This is a genomic window from Agrobacterium tumefaciens (assembly GCF_013318015.2).
GTDB classification, from domain to species: Bacteria; Pseudomonadota; Alphaproteobacteria; order Rhizobiales; family Rhizobiaceae; genus Agrobacterium; species Agrobacterium tumefaciens.
This window is the reverse complement of sequence record NZ_CP115845.1, coordinates 1-19,879: the sequence shown is the minus strand read 5'-3', so window position 1 is coordinate 19,879 and position 19,879 is coordinate 1. Positions and strand designations below refer to the sequence as shown.

At 53.7% G+C, this 19,879-nt stretch carries 21 protein-coding genes; 11 read left to right on the top strand and 10 right to left on the bottom strand.

All coding sequences use genetic code 11. The features are described from left to right. Positions 1 to 5 precede the first annotated feature (5 nt). Genes G6L97_RS26945 through G6L97_RS26935 form a run of 3 tightly spaced genes read right to left on the bottom strand, consistent with a single transcriptional unit; the run spans position 6 to position 1,563 of the window. The gene (locus tag G6L97_RS26945; RefSeq protein ID WP_112155542.1) at positions 6 to 305 is read right to left on the bottom strand and encodes a type IV secretion system protein VirB3; all 300 of its coding nucleotides are present in this window, start codon (positions 303 to 305) and stop codon (positions 6 to 8) included. A gap of 4 nt (positions 306 to 309) precedes the next feature. Then, positions 310 to 630, bottom strand: coding sequence for a TrbC/VirB2 family protein (locus G6L97_RS26940; protein ID WP_407655375.1), 321 nt, complete (start codon positions 628 to 630; stop codon positions 310 to 312). Between the two features lie 39 nt (positions 631 to 669). Further along, entirely contained in the window at positions 670 to 1,563 is an 894-nt protein-coding gene (locus tag G6L97_RS26935) for a lytic transglycosylase domain-containing protein (RefSeq protein WP_112155582.1), read from the bottom strand. A 197-nt stretch (positions 1,564 to 1,760) separates the two neighbouring features. On the opposite strand from G6L97_RS26935, the gene G6L97_RS26930 reads away from it, so the two are divergent. From G6L97_RS26930 to G6L97_RS26895, 8 genes are read left to right on the top strand one after another with little or no spacing between them, the layout of a single operon-like run. Beyond that, positions 1,761 to 2,354 carry a hypothetical protein gene (locus G6L97_RS26930; RefSeq protein WP_407655374.1) on the top strand — a complete coding sequence of 198 codons (594 nt, stop codon included), beginning with the start codon at positions 1,761 to 1,763 and terminating at the stop codon, positions 2,352 to 2,354. After that, positions 2,351 to 2,560 carry a hypothetical protein gene (locus tag G6L97_RS26925; RefSeq protein WP_236776391.1) on the top strand — a complete coding sequence of 70 codons (210 nt, stop codon included), beginning with the start codon at positions 2,351 to 2,353 and terminating at the stop codon, positions 2,558 to 2,560. The genes G6L97_RS26930 and G6L97_RS26925 overlap by 4 nt, the downstream gene beginning before the upstream one ends. A 24-nt stretch (positions 2,561 to 2,584) precedes the next feature. Further along, complete coding sequence (locus G6L97_RS26920) at positions 2,585 to 3,601, top strand: type IV secretion system protein (protein WP_112155545.1); 1,017 nt, start codon at positions 2,585 to 2,587, stop codon at positions 3,599 to 3,601. Positions 3,602 to 3,626: 25 nt separating this feature from the next. Continuing rightward, positions 3,627 to 4,331 (top strand): virB8 family protein, encoded by a 705-nt coding sequence (locus G6L97_RS26915; protein WP_174004203.1) that lies wholly within the window; start codon positions 3,627 to 3,629, stop codon positions 4,329 to 4,331. Next, a complete protein-coding gene (locus G6L97_RS26910; RefSeq protein WP_025591925.1) occupies positions 4,331 to 5,140 on the top strand; it encodes a TrbG/VirB9 family P-type conjugative transfer protein in 810 nt (269 codons plus the stop codon). Before G6L97_RS26915 ends, G6L97_RS26910 begins: the two co-directional genes overlap by 1 nt. After that, positions 5,137 to 6,387: a type IV secretion system protein VirB10 gene (virB10, locus tag G6L97_RS26905; protein WP_174004201.1), complete on the top strand. Its 1,251-nt coding sequence runs from the start codon at positions 5,137 to 5,139 to the stop codon at positions 6,385 to 6,387. Before G6L97_RS26910 ends, virB10 begins: the two co-directional genes overlap by 4 nt. Further along, complete coding sequence (gene virB11, locus G6L97_RS26900; RefSeq protein ID WP_025591927.1) at positions 6,368 to 7,393, top strand: P-type DNA transfer ATPase VirB11; 1,026 nt, start codon at positions 6,368 to 6,370, stop codon at positions 7,391 to 7,393. Before virB10 ends, virB11 begins: the two co-directional genes overlap by 20 nt. Continuing rightward, positions 7,390 to 9,462 carry a type IV secretory system conjugative DNA transfer family protein gene (locus G6L97_RS26895; RefSeq protein ID WP_174004199.1) on the top strand — a complete coding sequence of 691 codons (2,073 nt, stop codon included), beginning with the start codon at positions 7,390 to 7,392 and terminating at the stop codon, positions 9,460 to 9,462. The genes virB11 and G6L97_RS26895 overlap by 4 nt, the downstream gene beginning before the upstream one ends. Positions 9,463 to 9,504: 42 nt before the next feature. On the opposite strand, the gene G6L97_RS26890 is transcribed toward G6L97_RS26895, so the two are convergent. Genes G6L97_RS26890 through G6L97_RS26880 form a run of 3 tightly spaced genes read right to left on the bottom strand, consistent with a single transcriptional unit; the run spans position 9,505 to position 13,201 of the window. Then, positions 9,505 to 9,738, bottom strand: coding sequence for a hypothetical protein (locus G6L97_RS26890; RefSeq protein ID WP_174004197.1), 234 nt, complete (start codon positions 9,736 to 9,738; stop codon positions 9,505 to 9,507). Between the two features lie 5 nt (positions 9,739 to 9,743). After that, positions 9,744 to 12,806 (bottom strand): LPD7 domain-containing protein, encoded by a 3,063-nt coding sequence (locus G6L97_RS26885; RefSeq protein ID WP_174004195.1) that lies wholly within the window; start codon positions 12,804 to 12,806, stop codon positions 9,744 to 9,746. Next, positions 12,806 to 13,201 carry a plasmid mobilization protein gene (locus G6L97_RS26880; protein ID WP_236776396.1) on the bottom strand — a complete coding sequence of 132 codons (396 nt, stop codon included), beginning with the start codon at positions 13,199 to 13,201 and terminating at the stop codon, positions 12,806 to 12,808. The genes G6L97_RS26885 and G6L97_RS26880 overlap by 1 nt, the downstream gene beginning before the upstream one ends. Positions 13,202 to 13,876: 675 nt before the next feature. Between G6L97_RS26880 and G6L97_RS26875 the strand changes: the two genes are divergently transcribed. From G6L97_RS26875 to G6L97_RS26865, 3 genes are all read left to right on the top strand, one after another. Continuing rightward, positions 13,877 to 14,590, top strand: coding sequence for a ParA family protein (locus G6L97_RS26875; protein WP_174004194.1), 714 nt, complete (start codon positions 13,877 to 13,879; stop codon positions 14,588 to 14,590). Continuing rightward, positions 14,583 to 14,954, top strand: coding sequence for a ribbon-helix-helix domain-containing protein (locus G6L97_RS26870; protein WP_174004192.1), 372 nt, complete (start codon positions 14,583 to 14,585; stop codon positions 14,952 to 14,954). The genes G6L97_RS26875 and G6L97_RS26870 overlap by 8 nt, the downstream gene beginning before the upstream one ends. A 189-nt stretch (positions 14,955 to 15,143) precedes the next feature. Then, positions 15,144 to 15,686 (top strand): helix-turn-helix domain-containing protein, encoded by a 543-nt coding sequence (locus G6L97_RS26865; RefSeq protein WP_158006608.1) that lies wholly within the window; start codon positions 15,144 to 15,146, stop codon positions 15,684 to 15,686. A 51-nt stretch (positions 15,687 to 15,737) separates the two neighbouring features. On the opposite strand, the gene G6L97_RS26860 is transcribed toward G6L97_RS26865, so the two are convergent. From G6L97_RS26860 to repA, 4 genes are all read right to left on the bottom strand, one after another. Next, positions 15,738 to 16,160 carry a hypothetical protein gene (locus tag G6L97_RS26860; protein ID WP_174004190.1) on the bottom strand — a complete coding sequence of 141 codons (423 nt, stop codon included), beginning with the start codon at positions 16,158 to 16,160 and terminating at the stop codon, positions 15,738 to 15,740. Between the two features lie 100 nt (positions 16,161 to 16,260). Further along, positions 16,261 to 17,475 (bottom strand): plasmid replication protein RepC, encoded by a 1,215-nt coding sequence (gene repC, locus G6L97_RS26855; RefSeq protein ID WP_174004188.1) that lies wholly within the window; start codon positions 17,473 to 17,475, stop codon positions 16,261 to 16,263. A gap of 160 nt (positions 17,476 to 17,635) precedes the next feature. Then, positions 17,636 to 18,682: a plasmid partitioning protein RepB gene (repB, locus tag G6L97_RS26850; protein WP_174004186.1), complete on the bottom strand. Its 1,047-nt coding sequence runs from the start codon at positions 18,680 to 18,682 to the stop codon at positions 17,636 to 17,638. 3 nt (positions 18,683 to 18,685) lie between these two features. Continuing rightward, positions 18,686 to 19,879, bottom strand: coding sequence for a plasmid partitioning protein RepA (repA, locus tag G6L97_RS26845; protein ID WP_174004184.1), 1,194 nt, complete (start codon positions 19,877 to 19,879; stop codon positions 18,686 to 18,688).

Below are 19,879 nucleotides of genomic sequence, written 5' to 3'. Positions count from 1 at the left end.
CATGTTCATGGCCCGTATGAGTTGACGCCCCAAAAGGTTTTGTTGCGCGTGCGGGGAGTTTTGCGGGACGCGATTTGGAAGACCTCGAGGATCTTAGCGTCCCAGGTGCAAAGCGAAAAAAGGACCGCATACGCGATCGGTGCGATGAGGAACGCCCAGAATGAGTTGGTGGCCAGCCAGGAGGTGATGGTTACACCAATGACGAGGACCACTGCCATGTACGGCACCCCCCAAATGGTTGGGGAGCGCGTCAAACCAATCACCAGCGGCGTCATGCGTACTTCTGCATCGGTGATTTCTGCCATGGCGTTACTTGCCAACGCCAGAAATGAGCTGATCGACGATATCCGGGGCGCCAAACACGATACCGATGCCAAGGATCACACCGCCGGCAAGCATCACTGAAAGTCTGCCGATGAACGCCAAAATCCCGAGAGATGTCACTGCAATGATCGCTAGCAAGCGACCAAATGGCCCTTGAATAAAGTCGACGATCATCTGCAGAGCGCTTGATAGCGGGGCGAAGGCGGTTGCGCCCTGCGCGAAAACCGGGTCCGCTGTCACGATCTGTGCCGTTGCGACGAGAGCGATTGCCAAGGAAATATTGGCAAGCTTCTTGCTGCGGATCATTCGTTTGAAACTGAATTGCATGATTGGTCTCTCCGTTGATCAAAAGTGCATTACCCCGCCGACAAATTTTCCACGCCGCTCGTGCGGAATGATGCCGGTGGGTTCGCCCGACGTGTTTGCGACGGGGGATTGGGGGGATGAGATGGATTGCTTTTTTTGCGTGGGCGCAGGCATCGCAAGCCCGAGTTGCCTGTTCACCACCTTCGCCACGTAGGCCACGGTTTCCTGGAAAGGTGGCACACCGCCATGTTCGTAGATGCGGCCTTCACCGCTGTTGTAGGCAGCGGCTGCCAACAGCGGGTTCTTGAATTCCTGAAGCAAGAGGCGAAGATATTTGATGCCACCCTCGATGTTCGAAACCGGGTCGCATATGTCTTGAACGTCAAAACGTGAGGCTGTGTCAGGCATCAGCTGCATGGGCCCACGTGCGCCGGCTCCTGAATTCCGGGCCAAGTCGAATTTGCTTTCAGCCCAAGCGATCGCAGCCGCGAAATCCTCATCAACGCCATGGCGACGAGCCGACGCTCTTACGAGCCGTTCAATCTCGGCTGGCTCGAACGGGGAGGGACCGCATTCAGGGACTGAACTGCCCTTAGGCTTTTCCGATCCGGCCGACGGCGTGGGCGTGCGCAAGTAGGAAAGCGCACCGCTCCTAGAGGTTACTTTTTTTACATCGTCAGGCGTGGCCTTTGAGGGAGGGACCGATTGTGACGGGGCGAGTGGAGCGAGCTCCTGAAGGGAAACCGGAAAATGAGATGCCCCCGCTTCCCAGCGCTCTGCGAATGAAACAATGCCTGATTGCCCGTCGAAACGCTCGGAAAGCACAACATTCGAAGGCATTTCAGCGAGCTGCGGCGCAAAAGACAACTCTTCTGAACACGCCGAAGCACTCACAAGGGTGAATGACAAAGTTACCAAAAAGGCATTCTGCATTCTGGGCAATTTCTGCATTTTTCGCCGCATTTTGGCCCGCTTCAGTGTTGTTATCGCGCCGCAAAACGGCTAGGGTGGCTTTTAAATGTTACTCTTTAGGTTATTCGATACATTCTTTTTTGGGATGTTAAAAGCCTAAAAGTGATGATTGATGAACAACCATTAACGTAGGTTCTGATATGACGTGGAAAATGGCCTTGCTCAGCGCTGCGATGGCAGCGGTCTCGAACGCAGCGACGGCAGCGCCGGCTGTGAATGAGGACTATGTGAAATCGCTGGCTGCCCCTGGCAAAACGGCGTTGGTGATCGAGTATTATGATGGCAAAGGCGAAGTTGCTGCCCGAAAGGGTTACGCGTCGGCCTCCGGATACAAAGCGCTTTCGGGTACAGACTTCAGGGTTGATGCCAACACGACAATGCGGCTGTACGGTCTCGAAGCTTGCAAGGGCGACATGGTGAACCGTTCGGAGGATTTCTCCGGTAGCTGCGCCGACTACGCTAAAGAGCAGTTGGGAATTGCCCTCCAGTCGCCAAAGGTACTCTTTTGCCGGGCATTTATAACTGAACTGAACGCTACGGTTCAGAACGGCACGTGTTACGGCTACTACAATTACCCGGGCGCAATGGACGCGGTGATGATGCTGGAAGAACAGCTTGTCTCGATCGGCGGCGTCCGTCTCTCACGCAAATCCGACGGAAGTCCAGAGCGTCCTGACCTCTCCAAGGCGGAAGAGATTGGGAAGAAAGGTTCATATGGGATGTGGGCCGACCCGCGAGTGAAAGGCGAATGATGAGATCTGTCATCGCCATTTTTATCCTCGTCGTCGTTTCAGGCTGCGGAACGGTGAAGGAAGTCAGCGCGCCTTGCAAACGGCCAGCCAATCTCACTGCGTTTGTTGACGATCCACGCCGGGATTGCGGACCGATGCAATCGGTCAACGGTGATCAGGCAGATGCCTTAGGGGCAATCGACGCAATTCTTCTTGTAGCTGACTGATCTCTTTTTTGTGCTGGGGGACAAATGAATAACTTCGTGACGGATCTGCTGATGCGGATCGATCAGATCGGACAGGGTTTTGCCGCACGCGCTTACGGCATCGTCGGCGACCAAATTCTTCCCGTGCTCAAAATTGCTTTTGTTGTCTACGTGATGACCTACGGTATCCAGCTCATCACGGGGACGGCGCGGATCTCAGTCAGTGAGTTGGTTGGCAGAACGGCCCGCTTGATGATTATATTGGCCCTCACGCAGAACTGGGAGTTCTTCAACAGCCTCTTCTACCGCTGGTTAAGCGACACTCCGGAAGACGTCGGCCGGGCAATCCTCTCTGCCGCAGGTACTGGTATTACTGAACCGACCAATGGCCTATCACTGATCGTCGTAACCGCATTTCAGGCGGCGGCGGCGCTGGCGCAGCAGTCCGGCTATTTCACTATCATGCCGAGCTTCCTAGGGGTTGTGATTGCGGTTTTTGCTATCGTGTTTGTGGCGATCGCTCTCGCAATTCTCATATTGTCGAAAGTCATGATGTGGGTTTTGCTAGGAACGGCACCGATTTTCATTGGTTGCCTTTTGTTCGAGCAAACTCGCTCCTATGGCACTGGCTGGTTTTCCCAGGTTCTACTTTATGCGCTTATCCCGCTGTTTGTATTCGTCGTTGCCGCCTTTTTGATTGCAGCAATCAATCCTGAGCTTTCGAAAATTGATACAGCCGTCGCGGCGAGTGAGCTTTCGCTCACCCACATTGCGTCATTTCTCCTTCTGACGGTGGGTGGATGCTTTGTTCTTATGAATATTCAATCGCTCGCTCAGGCAATTTCGGGATCAGTGGCAGCGGGTGTTGGGGCGGCCGGCATGGGATACGGGCTGGGCGCCACGCTAGGCCCCGCGCGATGGGCGCTCGCCAAAGCCACTGGCGCCGCCAGAGGTATGCTTGGCTCTCACAACTCTCATCCTGGGGGTGGCTCTATGGCTAACCGGAGTTCATCCGAAGCCGCGATGCAACAACGCATCAGCGATATGAGCCGCCCAAGATAATTTTTCTCCCGAAAGGTCATTGTCTATGACGCAGAACACAGATCCTCGTGTCGTCTCTTACTTCCAGCAAGGTTCCGTATGGGAGCTCGACCTGGTTAAGAAGGAAAGGCGGTCCAAAAACGTTGCTTGGTTTATAGCCTTGATCTCAAGCGCGGCCCTCATCGTTGCGCTGTTGGCGCTCGCTGGTCTGACCCCTTTGAAGACCTTTGAGCCGTACCTCGTATTGGTTGACAAAAACACCGGCTATATCGAGATAAAAACAGCTCGCAACACCGATTATAACGCCCTCAGTTTAACTGAGCGTCAGGCTGTTACCCAAGCGAATGTCGTAAGGTTCTTACGCATGCGTGAGGGTTATGACCCGCTAATGATATCGGAAAACTTTGGGACAGCGGCTCTCCTTTCTACTGGCGACGCAGCTCGTGAACTGCAGGAACTCTACAGCGCCACGAATACTAAGAATCCGACCAAAATCTATGGAAAGAACAAGCGTGTTTCGGTTGACGTTAAATCAGTCACGTTCCTTAACGACAGTACTGCACAGGCGCGATTTTCAGTTACCGAACGTTCCGACACTGAACAGGTCACGCGCCACTATGTGAGCGTGTTGCGGTATCGTTATACGTCTGCTCCCTCAACAAACGCTTGGATGTTCGAAAATCCACTGGGTTTCCAGATTTACAGCTATCGCCGTGACCAGGAAACCGTAGCGCCCGGAGTGAATGGCTAATGAAGCGGCTCCTCTTATCGACAGTAGCGTTCCTTATGATTTGCACGGTCGCGGATGCTCTTGAGGCTCCTAAGCCCGGAAAGCGCGATACCCGCCTAACCTCAATCACCTATCGCCCCGACGACGTGACCCGCATTGATGCGACCTACGGCATTTCAACGATGATCGTGTTCGATGAAGATGAAAGCTTTGTGGACATTGGGTTGGGAGATACCGATAGCTGGTATGTGGTGCCGAACGAACGGAAGAACATTCTGTTCATCAAGCCGATCGCCAAAGATGTTGTTACGAACCTCAATGTGGTTACGACAAAGCGTATCTATTTTCTGGAACTGCATGACTTTGCCCAGGATGCAGGCAAAAAAGTCTATGGCGTTCGCTTTATCTACCCAGACAAGGACCTCAATGCATCCCTTAGGTCTGAGGCAGAAGTTCGAGCTGCTCATCCAAATATGAGCGGCATCGATAAAGCCAATGTCAATCTGGAGTATTCGTTCTCCGGATCGTCAGCTTTGAAGCCATCAATGATTTTCGATGATGGCAAGAAAACATACTTCAAATTTAAGGGCACAGTCCCCTCGATCTTCGCGGTTAACTCGAACTTCTCTGAAACCCTGAGGAACTTCCGGAAAGAAGGCGAATATATCGTCGTCGATGGCGTCGGGACGCAATTCACCTTGCGCGATGGTGATCAATGGACCTGCATTTTTAACCTCCGCAAGCCTGATTTCGGCGCACCCGATCCGGACGTGATGGGACCGAAAGTGGAAACTCAGGCATCTATTCGCAGCAGGAGCGGCAACAAATGAAAGAAAACGATCACCTTAAAGCAATCAGCGTGGGTGAAGAGACGCCAATCGCTGACACTAAGCTCAAGAAGAAGCAACTCCTCGGCGGTGTCGCGTTTGCTGCTATCATGACGGTCGTAGCTTACAATGTCGTCTGGTCTGGCAACGATGGGAAGCCCAAGAATCATAAGCAGGTCGAGGAGGAATTTAGCTCAATGAGCTTTCGTCCGCCGTCATTCGTTTCTGATAAAGAAGCGCCAGTGGAGAAGCCTTCTGAGCCTGCAATCATTGAAATACCGACTCCTGCTCCGATTGAGGACAAACCAGATACAACAGTATTTGAAGTACCGCCGCCGCCGCCGCCGCCGCCAGTCGCTATCGTCTCCCCTTCTCCCTCCGTTCCCGCTCCGGACCTCGTACCCGCGCCGGCCGTAGAGACGTTTCCAGAGCGATTCAAGTCCAAGATTGTCGTCCTGTCGGGGAATGGTAGTGCTTCAGCAGCTGGTGGATTGGGCGGGTCGGGTGCGCAAGGTGCTGGTGCATCGGTTGCCGGAGAAGATCAGAACAGCAAATATCTCGCTACCGCCGCCTCCATGGGTTCAAGGTCCGCGAAGGCGACAAAGATTCCTCGCATCGATGCTACTGTTGTCGAAGGCACTCTTATTCCGGGCATTTTGGAAACTGCGATCGTCAGCGATCTACCTGGGCAAATCAGGGCGATCACGGCTCAGGACGTATACTCATTCGATGGCCGTCGCGTTCTGATACCTGCTGGCAGTCGCCTAATAGGAGAATACCAATCCTCGATCGCGCGTGGCCAAAAGCGGATTTTCGTTGTTTGGACACGGCTTGTCCGCGATGACGGCGTCGCTATCCAGCTCGCGTCAATCGGAACCGACAGCTTGGGTCGATCAGGCCTCACTGGACGCGTGGACAACAAATGGCGTGAAAGGTTCGGTTCTGCCATCCTTCTCTCTATTGTGGGCGCTGGTGCGAGCTATGCCACAGGGTACGGAAACGAAAATCTCGGCGGTAGTTCGAATTCGCAGAGCGGTGCGGATCTCGCGCGAGAAACAATTGCGCAAACATTCTCTGACATGGCGAACCAAGCTCTAAGCGAAAACCTCCGAATTCCGCCGACCATTAGCGTAAATCAGGGCGAGAGGATTTTTATCTTCGTCCGGCAGGACCTCGACTTTTCCGAATACTACGATGATCCGGTGACAGAGGCTATGAAGGAAATCCAGCGTGAACGTCGTCTTCGATAATAGAAAAGAAAGTCGCCCAACAAATCTCTTTATCAACAAAGCGCTCGGCCCCGTTCGTCAGTTTCTGGATGATCCCAATATCGTGGAGATTTCGGTCAACAGACCGGGAGAAGTTTTTATCGAACGGTTGGGCGCACATCATATGGAGTTCCACAGTGTTCCGGAGCTGACGAAGGATGAAATACAACTTCTGGCGCAGCAGGTGGCAGGGTTCACCAATCAGTTCATCAACGACAAAAATCCAATTCTGAGCGCTTCCCTTCCCACAGGGGAGCGCATTCAGTTTGTGCTTCCCCCTGTCGCCACAGATGGCGGCTCAATTTCCATTCGCAAACAAGTCGTCAGCAATTTTACACTCGAGGATTATCGCGACAAAGGCAGCCTCGATCATATTCAGCTTTCGAGTGGCGAGACGACTGAACTAGACCTCGCCCTTTCAAATCACCTGCAGTCACGTCGATTTTACGACTTCCTAAACGAAGCAATCCGCAATCGGGTTTCGATATTGATCAGCGGTGGCACGGCTTCAGGTAAAACGACGTTCCTGAATGCATGTCTCCAAGCGGTCCACAAGGAAGAGCGCATTATCACTCTCGAAGACGCGCGGGAACTGAAGCCGCCACAAAAGAATGTTGTTCACCTGGTCGCTTCGAAGGGATCGCAAGGCACCGCTGATGTAGACATGCAGAAATTGCTAGAATCTTCGCTCCGCATGCGACCCGACCGCCTGTTCGTTGGGGAAATCCGCGGCGCGGAAGCTTTTACTTTCCTCCGCGGCATTAATACCGGCCACCCAGGATCAATGTCCACGATCCACGCCAACACGCCCGACGGCGCCTATCAGCAGTTGGCAATGATGGTGGCGCAAGCTGGCCTGTCAGGAGGGTTCAGCAAGGCTGAGCTCATGGACTACATTCGCTCAGTTATCCCGATCGTCGTCCAGCTCCACAAAAAGGACGGGAAACGCGGTATCTCCGAAATTGCCTTCACAAAGGTCAGCGCATGAACAAGCAGATGAAAATCATCTTTGTCGCATTTTGCGCCGTCATCGGGTGCATGGGCTGGGCGCTGGCCTATGGAGTGGGGCTTGCCGTTTTTTTTAAAGATAGCCGTATCCTCCATCTCACTATCACCAGCCAGCCTTTCGCGCCGTTCGTGCAACTGTGGTACTACGGTTCCAATCCTGTCCTGCAGAAGGTCGCCGCCGGCGCGATGCTTCCAGCTGTCGCAGCAACAGCGATCATCGCTTATGCCGGGCTTCGGAAGCAGGAACAGCCTCTTGGTGAGGCCGCCTTCCAGACAATTGCCGAGCTTCGCAGGGCAAAATGGTTCCGCAAGGACGGTCATATCTTTGGTAAGATCCGCCGCCAAATTTTACGGGTGAAGGATGACAGACACCACCTTGTCATAGGCCCTACCCGTTCCGGGAAAGGCGCTGGGTATGTTATCCCAAATGCGCTTGCCCACGAAGGCTCGATGCTGGTGACGGATCTAAAGGGCGAGATATTCAACTCGACGGCCGCGCACCGTCAAAGGGCCGGCAACAAGGTCTTCCTCTTTGCACCAGGTCAGAGAAACTCCCACAGATGGAATCCAATGGATTTCATTCGGTCGGATAGCGGCGATCGCACGACAGACATTCAAAACATGGCGAAGATCCTCGTTCCGAAGACTTCATCAGGGGACGGTGCTTTCTGGCAGCAAATGGCGCAACGGATAGCGGCCGGATTTATCAGCTATATTCATGAAAGTGATTTTTATGAGGGACGACGCAACCTGTCTGAAATCAATGCTCTTCTGAATTCGGGCGTCCCGGTCCAGGTACTGCTTCGCTTTATCATGGAAAAGGAACCGTACCTGTCCCGATTTACGCGCGAAAGCTTCGGCGCGTATATCGGACTTCCGGAAAAGACTGCCGGCTCGGCCCTTACTGAACTCCAAAATGCGCTCGAGCCCTTTCAGAACGAACGCATTGTCGCCGCCACATCATCTACAGATATCGACATCTCGATGATGAATCGCAAACCGATGTCGATTTATCTCGCACCTAACATCACTGATATCACGCTGCTGCAGCCCTTGTTGACGCTCTTTGTGCAGCAGGTGCTCAACCAGCTGATGTTGGAACACAACCCGAGGGCCCTGCCGGTCTACTGCTTGCTAGACGAATTTCGCCAGTTGAAGAAAATGGACGAGGTCATGACCAAATTGCCCTACGTCGCCGGCTATAATATCAAGTTCGCTTTCATTATTCAGGACCTCAAGAACCTCGACGAGATTTATGGAGAGAACTCCCGGCAATCACTTACGGGAAATTGCGGCTATCAGCTCATCCTCGGCGCCAACGATCAGGCCACCGCAGACTACGTATCGAAGGCGTTGGGGCGACACACAATCCGCTATCAGTCGGTTTCAAGATCTATCGAACCCTTCGGATTTCACAAGCGAACTAAGGTGGAACAGATACGCGAGCGCGAGCTGATGATGCCACAGGAGGTTCGCAAAATGGCGAGAGAGAACCTCGTATTACTCGTCGAGGGCCAGAGCCCGATATTTGCAGACAAGCTCGAGTTTTTCAAAACTCAGCCGTTCAAGTCGGCCGTCGAACGCTCTCTCGCCAATCCACCGTATGTGCCGGAAACGGAGATCCTTCCATCGCCACCGGTCCCTGCTCTTACTGAAGAATATGAGAACGCCGGCGAGCACATCGAGGCGCCATGGAAACGACGTGACGATAAGCGGAAACCTTCAGCGCCCGCCCTGGCAGAACCCGAACGCGCTAATCCAAAAAGCGCCGTAGTGAGTGAGATGCAGGGGCAAGCTCTGAATGAAGTCATCACGGAAGATGGTGAAATCATCGAGGCCGCAAATAATGAAATCGCTCGTGGTGAGCAATCAGAGACCGCGGCGGAACAGGAGTACCAGGAGGCGTTAGCGATCGAGCGAAAGGCTGTCCTCGATATGCGCGAGAAAGCAGCACCTTTGCTGAAGGCGCAAAAGCGCACACGAACTCCTACCCTTCAGATGTTTATCGCAGCGCGTGACGAGGTCGAAGAGGAAGCAACGGGAACATAAAAAAAGCCGGGTGAACCCGGCTTTCTATCTCTTCGTTATTCACTAGAACGGCCAATGAACCGCAAGCATCGGAACAGTTTCAGCTATCCACGCGACGGACTGATGATACCAAATCTGCAGCTGGATCAGCACACGGTCGATCAACCACACTGCCAGAAATGACAGAAACACAAATCCAAAGAACTTGATTTGGCCGCTAGAATATTTTTTGGCGTCACGAGCGGACTGCTCGGACGCTTGGATATCCCAAATCAACTGTGCCTTGCTGCGATCCATAACAATCACCGTTCCTGTTCGTCCCGTCCCTTATCAGCTTCATGTTCCTGACGCAGCTGCTGCAGGCGGTTGGTCTGCTGTTTTGCTGGTTCAGTTGTAGAAGCATCTCCTTCACGGGAAGCCTTCTTTTCTTCTACCATAATTTTAGATTTTGATGAAGTATCAACTTCTGCAATATGGTCTTTCTTTGGCTCGGTTACACCAATGCCACGTTCAGTAACCTGCGCCTCCCAGCTCCTCCTATCGACCATGACCTCCTGCTTAACTTTCTTGCCATCAACCTCATTAATAATGGTCTTTTTAACCTTCTCCATTCCAGCTTCGCGCAGAGTGATCGTATCCCCTTCTTTTGCATCGGCCCGATAGAGTGCATCCGGAATTCCAACGCCCCAAACCGTGCGATCCCCTTCCGCGGTTCGAAGCACGACATAGCTGGACTGTTCGTTCTTTGGATTGTCCTGATAGTGCTTCTGACCTTGCTCAACCAAAACACCGTTGACACCGTCGCGGAATGATTGTCCTTTCGCCTCGGCAACAGCTGGCGCTCCTACTTCTCTTGGATGTACCGTCGACCCGTCGGAAGCCCGTTGCCCAGACTCAACGCCTGGTGCGGATGACCTCGGCTCAAGTGCCTTCTCCTCAACATGGCGGATCTCATTCTTCAGATGCGCCTGTTCGCGACGAGTAACCTCCTGCCAGTCGAGTTCAGTTGGGGAATAGCCCTTCACGGCAATACCTCGGGACTGACCTTCCAACCAAGCCTCCCGGCGAAATTCCGGCGATCCCTTTATCTCGATACTCGTCCATCCACGATGCGCCGCTGTATCGACCATCAGGCGAACCGCGGTCGGATCGAAGGTCTTGGTGCGCATCTTCTCCCCGGCATCCTGGAATACTTCACGCATACCCTTGGAATCTGCAAATACCCGCGTCGTGCCAATCTGGGTGTGCTGTAGGTAATACTGACGCGATATTTCAGCCGGGAAACCTCGATTGCCCTTCTCGGTTTCTTCGCTATCCACCTCGGCAGCCGCGCCCTTTGCCGCCGTAGCCGGCGCAGCTTCGGTTTCGATCCTCGGTTCATCGGGTTTCAGCTTTGTCGATTGCTCGTCCTCGGCGCGTTCATCCTTTAGTACATCCTTCATGGCCTCTGACACATTTGCAGTCAGGCCATCGAGTACCGTGGCCGCCAACTGCATTGGGCTCAATGCGGCCACTGGAGAGCCGCTCTCACGAGAAATCGAGTTGGGTCGGCTCTTATCAGCCGCAGTTTCGAGTTTCTCGGCCGCCAATAGTGAACGCTGCTTTGCAGCCAGTCGGTCTATAGCTTGCTTTTCAAGCGCTTCGAACGTTGCCAGATCTTCTGGAAGCGCCACGACAGATTTTATATTATCTAGCGCCTTCTGCACGCCTTCTGCATAAGCAGGGAAATCTTCAACAGTTAAATCGTTCATGCGCACACCCTCTTTTACTGCGTCAAACAATGTTACCATATTAGACGCTCTAGAAAATACGTCATTGGTAACATATTTGATTGGTTCGGGGTCTGAAATGGCTTTTAGAAGCGCTGAAACGACGGAAGATTGCGCATATTTCGCTCTTTCCGAAATAGTCACTGAGCTACCATTCTCGGATATCTCTTTCCAAGCTGATAGGACATTTTCGGTATAACGAATGCTGCGATCGGTCCGGAGGATACTTGGCTCTTCCGCTCGCTTGGCGTCGTACCGCGCCTGGGCCGCAGCCGACGTTCCAATATGTTTGGTGCGTCCTACTGTGTTGGTGGCGCGCACCTGGTTCTTTGTGAAAGCGGGAGCCGACGCCAAATCTCGCCGGTCGGTCATTTCCATTGAGATTCCGTTTTCGCGCGCCTTTTCGGCTAGCAATTCGCGCCACTGCCGAAATTCTGCGGGGCTTGTAGTGATGCGCTCTCCATACTCGTTGCGCATCACAACAAGGGCATGAACGTGAATATGAGGACGCTTCCCGCCGTCGTTTTCATCTTTAGGGTCATTCTTGGGATCGTGCATAGCGAAGGCGTACTTGAACCCGGCGAACTGCTGGCCCAAGAAATCACGAGCAGCGGCCTCGAAAGCGTCAGCGTCTGTGTCGGCGCGCGCCGAGAGAATAACATGCATGACATCGCGCCCTCGACGACTATGCAAGTCACGTCGCCACTGACGCTGCACCAGGTCGCCGGCAGACTTAGGATTCTCGATAGACTGGCCCCGGTCATCGCGCACAGCTCCTCCATGCGCATCTATGAGGCTTCTTAAACGCGCAGTTCCATACTCGACACCGTTCCCAAAGCCAGTGAAAGAGACTTTAGCCGACCTGTTTCCTATCTCCGCCAGTCGCTCACGAACGATTTCTGCAGCCTCGTGGTCGCCTGTGAGGCGCGCACCATCCTTATCGCGCAGCACCAACACGCCGCTGATATTGATTAAACCCTGCGCCGGCTGGCTGATCCCATAAGCGAAATGCCGCCCTCCAAACCCCTCCTTCATCACACCCTGAACAAAGGCATGAATATCGCCCTCATTCCGAAAACCGGGTGTGCCGATCGCGATCTCAAACCCAGCAATATCCCGACTGTCGTTGCGCCCTTGGAAAAATGGCTCCCACTCCTCCCGAAGCCTCGCGAGATCCTCTTTGCCCTGAAGACGTTCACCACGCTCATTTTCAAGTGAGATTTCTCCATCACGCGAGACATAAGACGACATCGCCCCCAAACGCGCGCCGCCCCCATACGAGGCCATTTTGACAACAGCCGGTTGACTTCCGTTGGCGACGGCCGCCAATCGATCCACAACCGGGCGTGGCGGGGATTGACTTGAGAATGCAGGGTTTGCGCCAAACACGGTCTGGGTTCCACTTGCTACACGCAAGCGCGAGGTCAACCCTTTGCTCATGCCAGAGCGAAAAGATGATCCTCCGCCACCTCCCCTTTTTCGCATTTCTTCGTCTAAAGGACGCGACGCCGACTTGATCCGCTCCTTGTCATCAAGAAGAATAGCCTTCTGGCGCTCCCATTCCGCCTCAAAAAACCCGGGAAAAATATCAGACATTACGATTCACGCCGCGCATTGCCCGCGCGCCTGGCTGTGTTTCTCAATTCTACGGCCACACCAGTAGCGACCAACTCCACATTTCGAAGGGTTATCATGACCTCTTCTGGATGCACCGCTCGTCCGGAATTGATGGCTCGGGTCACCTGATTTAGATTCACGCCGATTTTCCGCATATTCTCGTAGAGGATCGAGAGCGCCGCGCGGTCGCTGTCATTGAAGATCGGACGGACGCCGGCACCCTGCAATGATAGAGAGCGAACGAAGGCTGAGACCGTCATCCCTGCCTCGCCGGCCGCCGCTTTAACCGACGCTAACTCCGCGTCGCTGAGGCGGATTTTTACGGTTTTCGCAAGCGTAGACGCGGCCTTTGGGCGTCCCACCTTCCCTTTCAGAGCTCGGGTCAAACAGTCCTCACCAGTCAATCCAATGCCAATTACCCCTCGATCTATCGAGGTCAGCAATTTTCGTACCACGAAATTGCGTATCCTGCCAAACCAAAAGAGTAATAGTCAGCCCATTTCAATTGACCTTTATAGCGCTCACTGCGCTCGCACTTTATGATGGTCGGCCAGCCGGCCTCCGTTTTGATCCTTGCGGGCGCTCACCAGGGTTCACCTCGGTCCGCTGGTTTCTTTTTTGCTGCCAATCGTACTCGTCTTGCAAGGGACGCTCCGCTCTTTCGCCCTTGCCGACTGCGTGCGTTCGCAGCAGTCAGAACCTGCGCGGCTCCGGGGTTCACAACCAAGACGGAAGAGCTTGAAATTGCGGAAAGCCTTTGGGGAAGGGTATTCCTGCGCCATAAGTCACAACAAATGTGTTGTATGGAGGTGCAATATCGTGTGAACCAACACCACATAACGACGGCTCGCAACTCCACTAGCGCAACTCTGTATGTTCCCATTACGGTTATGTATTGCGCGACCGATGGTCTGCATGATACACCCAAATGGTATTTTCGGATTGTTGAGACGGATGGCGCTCACGAGTAGCTGTAGTGCTGCGCACTAGAACGCGAAGGCGGGGGGCCGGCTCAATTTGGTCAACCATAAGTATGTGTGGAGAGTGGGATGGTTCGTATTATCTCAGCGGTTAGTGGTAAAGGCGGAGCCGGTAAAACCACCGCCGCTATCTTGGTCGCAGGTGAATTGGCGCTTGAGGGAAAATCGGTTTTGATGATCGACGCAGACGCGCGCCGTAACCTTACGGAGTGGTGGGAGCGTTCGATCCAAAAAGATAACCGACCGGCGAATGTTTCGATGGTTGTTGCCGCTCGTCGCGAGAGCTTGAATGAAGCGATTGATCACGCAGCAGGGCAGTCTGACTTCATTGTAATAGATGCACCAGGCGTGGATTCATCGCTTATCAGCGCCGTACTGGAACGCTCGGAATTGATAATGACGCCGGTCCAGCCAAATCAAGATGAGATCAAGGCCGTTGGGGAAGCCGCCGAATTGGCTGCGTCGGTAGGCGACACCCTTGGCCGAGCTATCCCCCAGGCCATATTCAGGACGAGGATAACAGTCCCTAACCGTAATCTGGCCGAATATCGTATCATCAGGCAGTTTTCCGAGAAGCTTGAACAATCGGGCTATGACAGCGTGCTTTTGGAGACGGAGCTTACCGAACGAAACTGCTATCGCGAGATACGGAGTGGACTAGGTACGCTCCAAATGCTCGACCTTACGGAACCAGTGAAGAAAGGCCGCGCGGAAACAAAAGCGTTCGTTCAAGAGCTTCTTAACGTTCCCAGCGTGATCTTTGAAAGAAACCAGAATGGCTAAAGAAAAGACGAGCGCTGAAGAATTCCAGGTGGCACCTCGGGTGCGTCCAGCTGAAGGCGAGGCGACAATCCACGTTGAGACGCCGCGACGTGATAAGTCTCAGGAGAAAGAAGTTCTGATAAGCGCCGACCCTGAAGTCCAGAGAGCACGCAGTGATGAACGCCATGTTGCCTCGCAAGACGGTATTCATCGACTGCGGAGCTTGAGGCGCCAGCAGGCGAGAGAGGCTCAGCGTTTCATCAATGTCCCGCTTGAACCTGATCTGAAACGTCGCCTGAACCGGGCAGCCACCGAGAACGAAGTCAAAATGGCAGCGATTGTCCGCGACGCCATTCGGAAATATCTTGAGGAAGCAGGCTACTAGGCAATCCCTTTCCATCTATTCTGACGGGTGGTTTATGCGCGATAAACCATGCAGTATCATTGGGCGGCGAAAAGGTTGTGGTTTGGGCTACCCTTTATGATGCGCCTCAGATATGCCAAAAACGGTAGATGGTAACAAAGAGGCCCACTGATTTTATAAGGCTGGGCTTCAAACAGGGGGTTGAGCGGCGTGAGCGGTGACAACAATTGGGAAGACGACAATTTCGATGACGATGAGTTCGATCCGCGTTCTGCTCCCGCGCATGTCGTGTATGCCCGACAAGAGCATCTGGTGGCCACTACCGATCCCGATTCCGATAAGGAAGTATATCGGAAACCTGGATTCGATGGCGTAACCCCGATTGAAGAGCTCGATGCGCGCGCATCGCAGTTTCTTAAAGCGGCTCGGGAGAAAAAGGGGCTAAAGCAGGGAGATATGAGTAGTCTCCTTGGTCTTTCTCAGCAAGTCTATGGTCGGTATGAGCGGAACTTGCTGAAACTGAACTTGAACCGAGTCATTGTGCTAAGCGAAGTGCTAGGGTTCCATCCAACCGAAATGTTGTTTTCGGTAGCGCCTCACCTCTTTGGGGGTAGCCAGGAAGCTGCTGCAGAACGGTCAGAGCTTTACGTAAAACTGGCAAACCTGCCAGACGAGCTGATCCATGACCTGCTGGCGATGATAACTCAGGTGGAGAAAATCAATCGTCAGGCGAACCGTAAACGCCGCCATTGAAGTACGCACCCCTGCTAAGGGGTGCCCTCCCCCGTTGTCCAACAAGATTTCTCATTCGTCGCAATCGGATCTTCGCACCAACCGGCCGCCGTGCCGCAACCGCACGATGCCGCTGCAATTGTGTCTATAGACCTGATAAGCCGCATTCGCGGCCACGATGTTCTCAGCGCCGGCAAGCTCCTTGAAGCGAAAGCCGTCCTCGTTGACTTCATCCACGGTGAAAGGAAAGTTGGCGTCGTAGAACGGCACCTTCTTAGGGTCTGGCAAGTCCACCACATGTTGCTCCTGCCCGACTTCACAAAAGAAGATGCTTTCCCGGCCGTACACCCATGCAATGACGGTGCGCCAGTCAAGCTTTCCCTTCGCCTTGTAACAAACCTGCCATTCATTTTGATGGCATATCAGCATGGGCCAGCTAAGCGGCTTCCTGATCGTGGTATGAATATCGGTTGATTTCAGGAGTGGCGCTGGCATTGATCCTTCCTTTTTGTTCTATAAATGTTCTCATCCTCGAGAGGAGTCAAGCAATCGCCGGTGGAACAAAAAGCAGTGAAGGTCGCCGGAGGCCTATGCGTTACGCACGTTTGAGCGCCCCTCCCCCATTCGCTCGCAACAACGCCATGATGGGTGGCCCGAGTGAGAATTCTCCTCGGCCCGCTTTCGACGTCAGATCCCTGAGATATCCACCGGCCGAATTGATCTGCCCTGCCTTCTCGAGAATGCAGGCAATCGTGGCCGCCGCGTTTTCCGGGCCCATGATTTCGCAGGCATCCTGGTAGGCTGATGGGCTCACACCCAGCATGGATCTGACCACGACCGCGGCCGACATAAGGTCGCGCCAGCTTCCGATCGCCCCTCCCGGCCCGTAGTCCATAATCTGCGGGCAAGCCTTCAGCACCACTCCTAACGGGAACGTCTTTACCGGCTCACTCCTTGGCTTCGGTTCCTGCACTGCCGTGGCGCCCTGCTTCATTTCGAAGCTAGGTTCAAGTTCATTGATGGATTCGGTATTTGAATTCTGTATGTGGCGGTCATTATGACCGTCATTGGTGGTCATATTTTCAGCTTTTAACTGGATTTCCAGCAGGTTGATAATCTCCTCGCGCAAGAGGCGCATTTCATCAAGAATGGATTTGATCAAGGAGTGCTCTGGGTTACGTGTGAGGCGTCCAACGAGGGAAAGATAAATGGCCTCGTTCGCTGCCCAGTCACCCTCAGCACCCTCCTCGAGGGCCGCACTGATGAGCTTGCGGACATCGCGCCGGCAGATGGTGAGTGCTTCCTTTGTCCGCTTCAGCAGCCGGGTTTCCTCGGCAACCTTCTGCGCCATATGAGCGATCTCTCCGGCCCGGGCGAGTAACGGTGCCAAGCTGAAGCCAAACGCCTCCTCGATGTCGCCTGTACGATCACGGTGCGCGTAGCGCTTGCCGTTTGGGCTGTCATGGCGTTCGATAAGCCCGGCATCGATCAGGGCAGCGATATTGCGGCGCAACGTTCTTCCGGAGATGCCATGCGAACGCACGGTGAGCTGCGCGTTCGACGGGAACACCACAAGGGCTCCATCGTTATGGAGGTCCGTTTCCGGGTAGAACGTCAAGAGCGCGTTCAGTACGGCGAGCGCGCGGTCCTGGACGCCCAGCAGCTCTCGTGCTTCGCAGGTGTCGCGAAATACTTTCCACTTCTCGACAGACCTAGCTTGTTTGAGTTCTTTGGTTTCGAGCTGCCGTTTCACGAGAGCAAGCTTCGCCGGGCGCCGCCCGAACGGCGTCGTTACACTTCCAATTTGCATCGTCTTTCACCTTTCAAAAGGCAAAAGAAATCCACTCACCAAAACGATGCCAAAGACACTTGACTAGGATTCGTGGAAGTGCGATTCTCATTCTTGCTTAGGGAATACGAGAAGGGCTTCCGCGACTTGGGTCGTTTGGGGGCCTTTTTCTTTTGCTGTGTTAGTCTCCTGCTCTTTCTTTTTCTGATCTCCTGAAGGCCACATAAAGGCTCTCCAACTGAGATGAGATGTATTCTGCAAATTGAGGCCCGTCCTTGGCTTCCACCGATAGAACGCCTTTCTTTGCAGTCTGGCTGAACTGGACTCTCACTGTCTCCGAGTTGTCGACTGGCGACCAAGTAAAACCCACGGCCTGCGTCGAAGAGCTTTCGGCTGCTTTGCCTCGCTTGTTGATGGCTTGGGAGAACGCTAGTTGAAAACGCTCATCGCTCGTAGCCGCCAGCGCTTCCTCAGATTTCAAGAACTCCAGAATGGTGGATATTTTCGAGGCGTCGAGCTTCTCAGCAAATTCCATCCAACGACGTCGACCAACCTCGGGTGCAGCACCAATAGCCTCTATAAGAGTTGTCGGCACCTGTTTCACCACACTTAACATTTTCGATAAGGCTGCTTTATCGACACCCAAAGCAGACATTATGATCTCGCGAGTGAAGGACCTGTCCTCAAGCTTCGCAGCAAAGAGCGCGCGCTCAATATAGGAAAGGTTGGTCCTAGCGTTGTTCTCTTGGCCCTGACTCACAACTAGCTGATCATCTGTGAGATCGCGAACAACTGCCCTAACCTTAACCTGAAGTCGCCGCACTGCCGCCAGGCGACGGTGGCCATATGCTACCTGGAAGCGCCCGATAGTGTCCGGATGAGGACGAACGAGGATGGGAACCTGCTGCCCATTTTCACGAATTTGTTCGGCAAGCGTAGCGAGTTTGGCTTCGTCAAGCGCCAGGCGATCACTTACAAAAGAAGAGTCGACCAGGTTAGGATCGAGGTCGATGATTGTTTGACCTTCAGCGAGCTGTTTCTCAATGCCTTGCGCACGCTCCATAGTCGATGTGATATTGCTGAGCGATTTCGTAATCCCGCCTACCGGTCCAGTAGGACGCGGTGGTGGGACAAAGCCCGCAAGAGGACGGCCAGATGCATTCGGCGACGGCATTGAAGCAGTAGATCCGGTTTCGTCGGAAACACCGATTAGATTTTTTCGTGCCATCGATTATTTCCTTCCCCAGACGGCTCGTATCAAGTCTTCGATTTCACCGTTCACGGCACTCAAGGATTCCATCGCTCGATCATAGGTACCACGAGTAAACTGGCTCCTATCGACTTCGTACAGGGTTTGCTTTGTTACGCCGGCATCTGAAATCGCCGTGGATTTCAACATCGGGTTCTGAAGCATCCTGTTCCCAAAAATAGCTCTCATAAATCCCGACATCTGAGCCTGTGGGCCGTCGTTAGGCTCGTAACGAGTAAGAAGGTAGCGCATCCAGTCGTAACTCGTGCGGCCACCAGCATTCTCAACGACACTCATCAGTTCGCTTGTCATCGACAGAAACTGCGACATCGACATGACATCCAGCATCTGAGGATGGACAGTTATGAGCACAGAAGTCGCCGCGCAGAGCGCGGACATCGTCAAAAAGCCAAGTTGCGGCGGGCAGTCGACAATGACCACATCATACAAGCTCTCGATCTCGGAGAGTGTCTCGCCAATTCTCGCAAAGAACATGGTCGCCACATTGCCGCCCGCCATGTAACGGGGCGTCTCGTGCTCAAACTCCATAAGCTCAAGATTCCCAGGAATAATGTGGAGGTTCGGGGTGTACGTCGACCTAACGATAGAGGAGATTGGCTGAGGATCGTCATAGCGAATTGCGCCATGAAGTGTCTCCCCCTCCCCTACATCCAGCTCCGGTTGATGGCCGAACATTGCGCTGAGCGAGGCTTGAGGATCAAGATCGATCGCGAGAGTTCGGTATCCGCGTAGGGCGAGATATTGAGCAAGATGCGCGGAGGTTGTCGTCTTAGCCGACCCCCCTTTGAAGTTCATTGCCGCGATAACTTGAAGCTTCTCGTGGCCACGCCTCTTTGGAACATATTTTGGCGCGCCATTTTTAACGTCGAGCGCGGCCCTGATCTGATCCATGTCAACAGGGCTGTACATTCTACGGCCGTTTGCCAACGGCTCGGGCACGTTGATTTCAGCTGCGATCTGCCGAAGATATGTCTCTCCGATTCCAATGAGGCCAGCTGCTTCGCTAGGAGTGAATTGACGGATTGTTTTTTGGGAAGTTGGAGGGAATACGCGAGCCTGATGTAGCTGCAATTGTCGTTGGAGCTCAGCGGCGTCGGCTGAGAGCATAGATGGTAGATGCTCTGCATCGGAGTGTGAGTATACGGCTTGCAACAT

Excerpts from the sequence above, each read along its gene's own strand:
- G6L97_RS26945 (WP_112155542.1), bottom strand. The coding sequence starts at position 305 with ATGGCAGAAATCACCGATGCAGAAGTACGCATGACGCCGCTGGTGATT.
- G6L97_RS26940 (WP_407655375.1), bottom strand. The coding sequence starts at position 630 with ATGATCCGCAGCAAGAAGCTTGCCAATATTTCCTTGGCAATCGCTCTC.
- G6L97_RS26935 (WP_112155582.1), bottom strand. The coding sequence starts at position 1,563 with ATGCAGAATGCCTTTTTGGTAACTTTGTCATTCACCCTTGTGAGTGCT.
- G6L97_RS26925 (WP_236776391.1), top strand. The coding sequence starts at position 2,351 with ATGATGAGATCTGTCATCGCCATTTTTATCCTCGTCGTCGTTTCAGGC.
- G6L97_RS26920 (WP_112155545.1), top strand. The coding sequence starts at position 2,585 with ATGAATAACTTCGTGACGGATCTGCTGATGCGGATCGATCAGATCGGA.
- G6L97_RS26915 (WP_174004203.1), top strand. The coding sequence starts at position 3,627 with ATGACGCAGAACACAGATCCTCGTGTCGTCTCTTACTTCCAGCAAGGT.
- G6L97_RS26910 (WP_025591925.1), top strand. The coding sequence starts at position 4,331 with ATGAAGCGGCTCCTCTTATCGACAGTAGCGTTCCTTATGATTTGCACG.
- virB10 (WP_174004201.1), top strand. The coding sequence starts at position 5,137 with ATGAAAGAAAACGATCACCTTAAAGCAATCAGCGTGGGTGAAGAGACG.
- G6L97_RS26895 (WP_174004199.1), top strand. The coding sequence starts at position 7,390 with ATGAACAAGCAGATGAAAATCATCTTTGTCGCATTTTGCGCCGTCATC.
- G6L97_RS26890 (WP_174004197.1), bottom strand. The coding sequence starts at position 9,738 with ATGGATCGCAGCAAGGCACAGTTGATTTGGGATATCCAAGCGTCCGAG.
- G6L97_RS26885 (WP_174004195.1), bottom strand. The coding sequence starts at position 12,806 with ATGTCTGATATTTTTCCCGGGTTTTTTGAGGCGGAATGGGAGCGCCAG.
- G6L97_RS26875 (WP_174004194.1), top strand. The coding sequence starts at position 13,877 with ATGGTTCGTATTATCTCAGCGGTTAGTGGTAAAGGCGGAGCCGGTAAA.
- G6L97_RS26870 (WP_174004192.1), top strand. The coding sequence starts at position 14,583 with ATGGCTAAAGAAAAGACGAGCGCTGAAGAATTCCAGGTGGCACCTCGG.
- G6L97_RS26860 (WP_174004190.1), bottom strand. The coding sequence starts at position 16,160 with ATGCCAGCGCCACTCCTGAAATCAACCGATATTCATACCACGATCAGG.
- repC (WP_174004188.1), bottom strand. The coding sequence starts at position 17,475 with ATGCAAATTGGAAGTGTAACGACGCCGTTCGGGCGGCGCCCGGCGAAG.
- repB (WP_174004186.1), bottom strand. The coding sequence starts at position 18,682 with ATGGCACGAAAAAATCTAATCGGTGTTTCCGACGAAACCGGATCTACT.
- repA (WP_174004184.1), bottom strand. The coding sequence starts at position 19,879 with ATGTTGCAAGCCGTATACTCACACTCCGATGCAGAGCATCTACCATCT.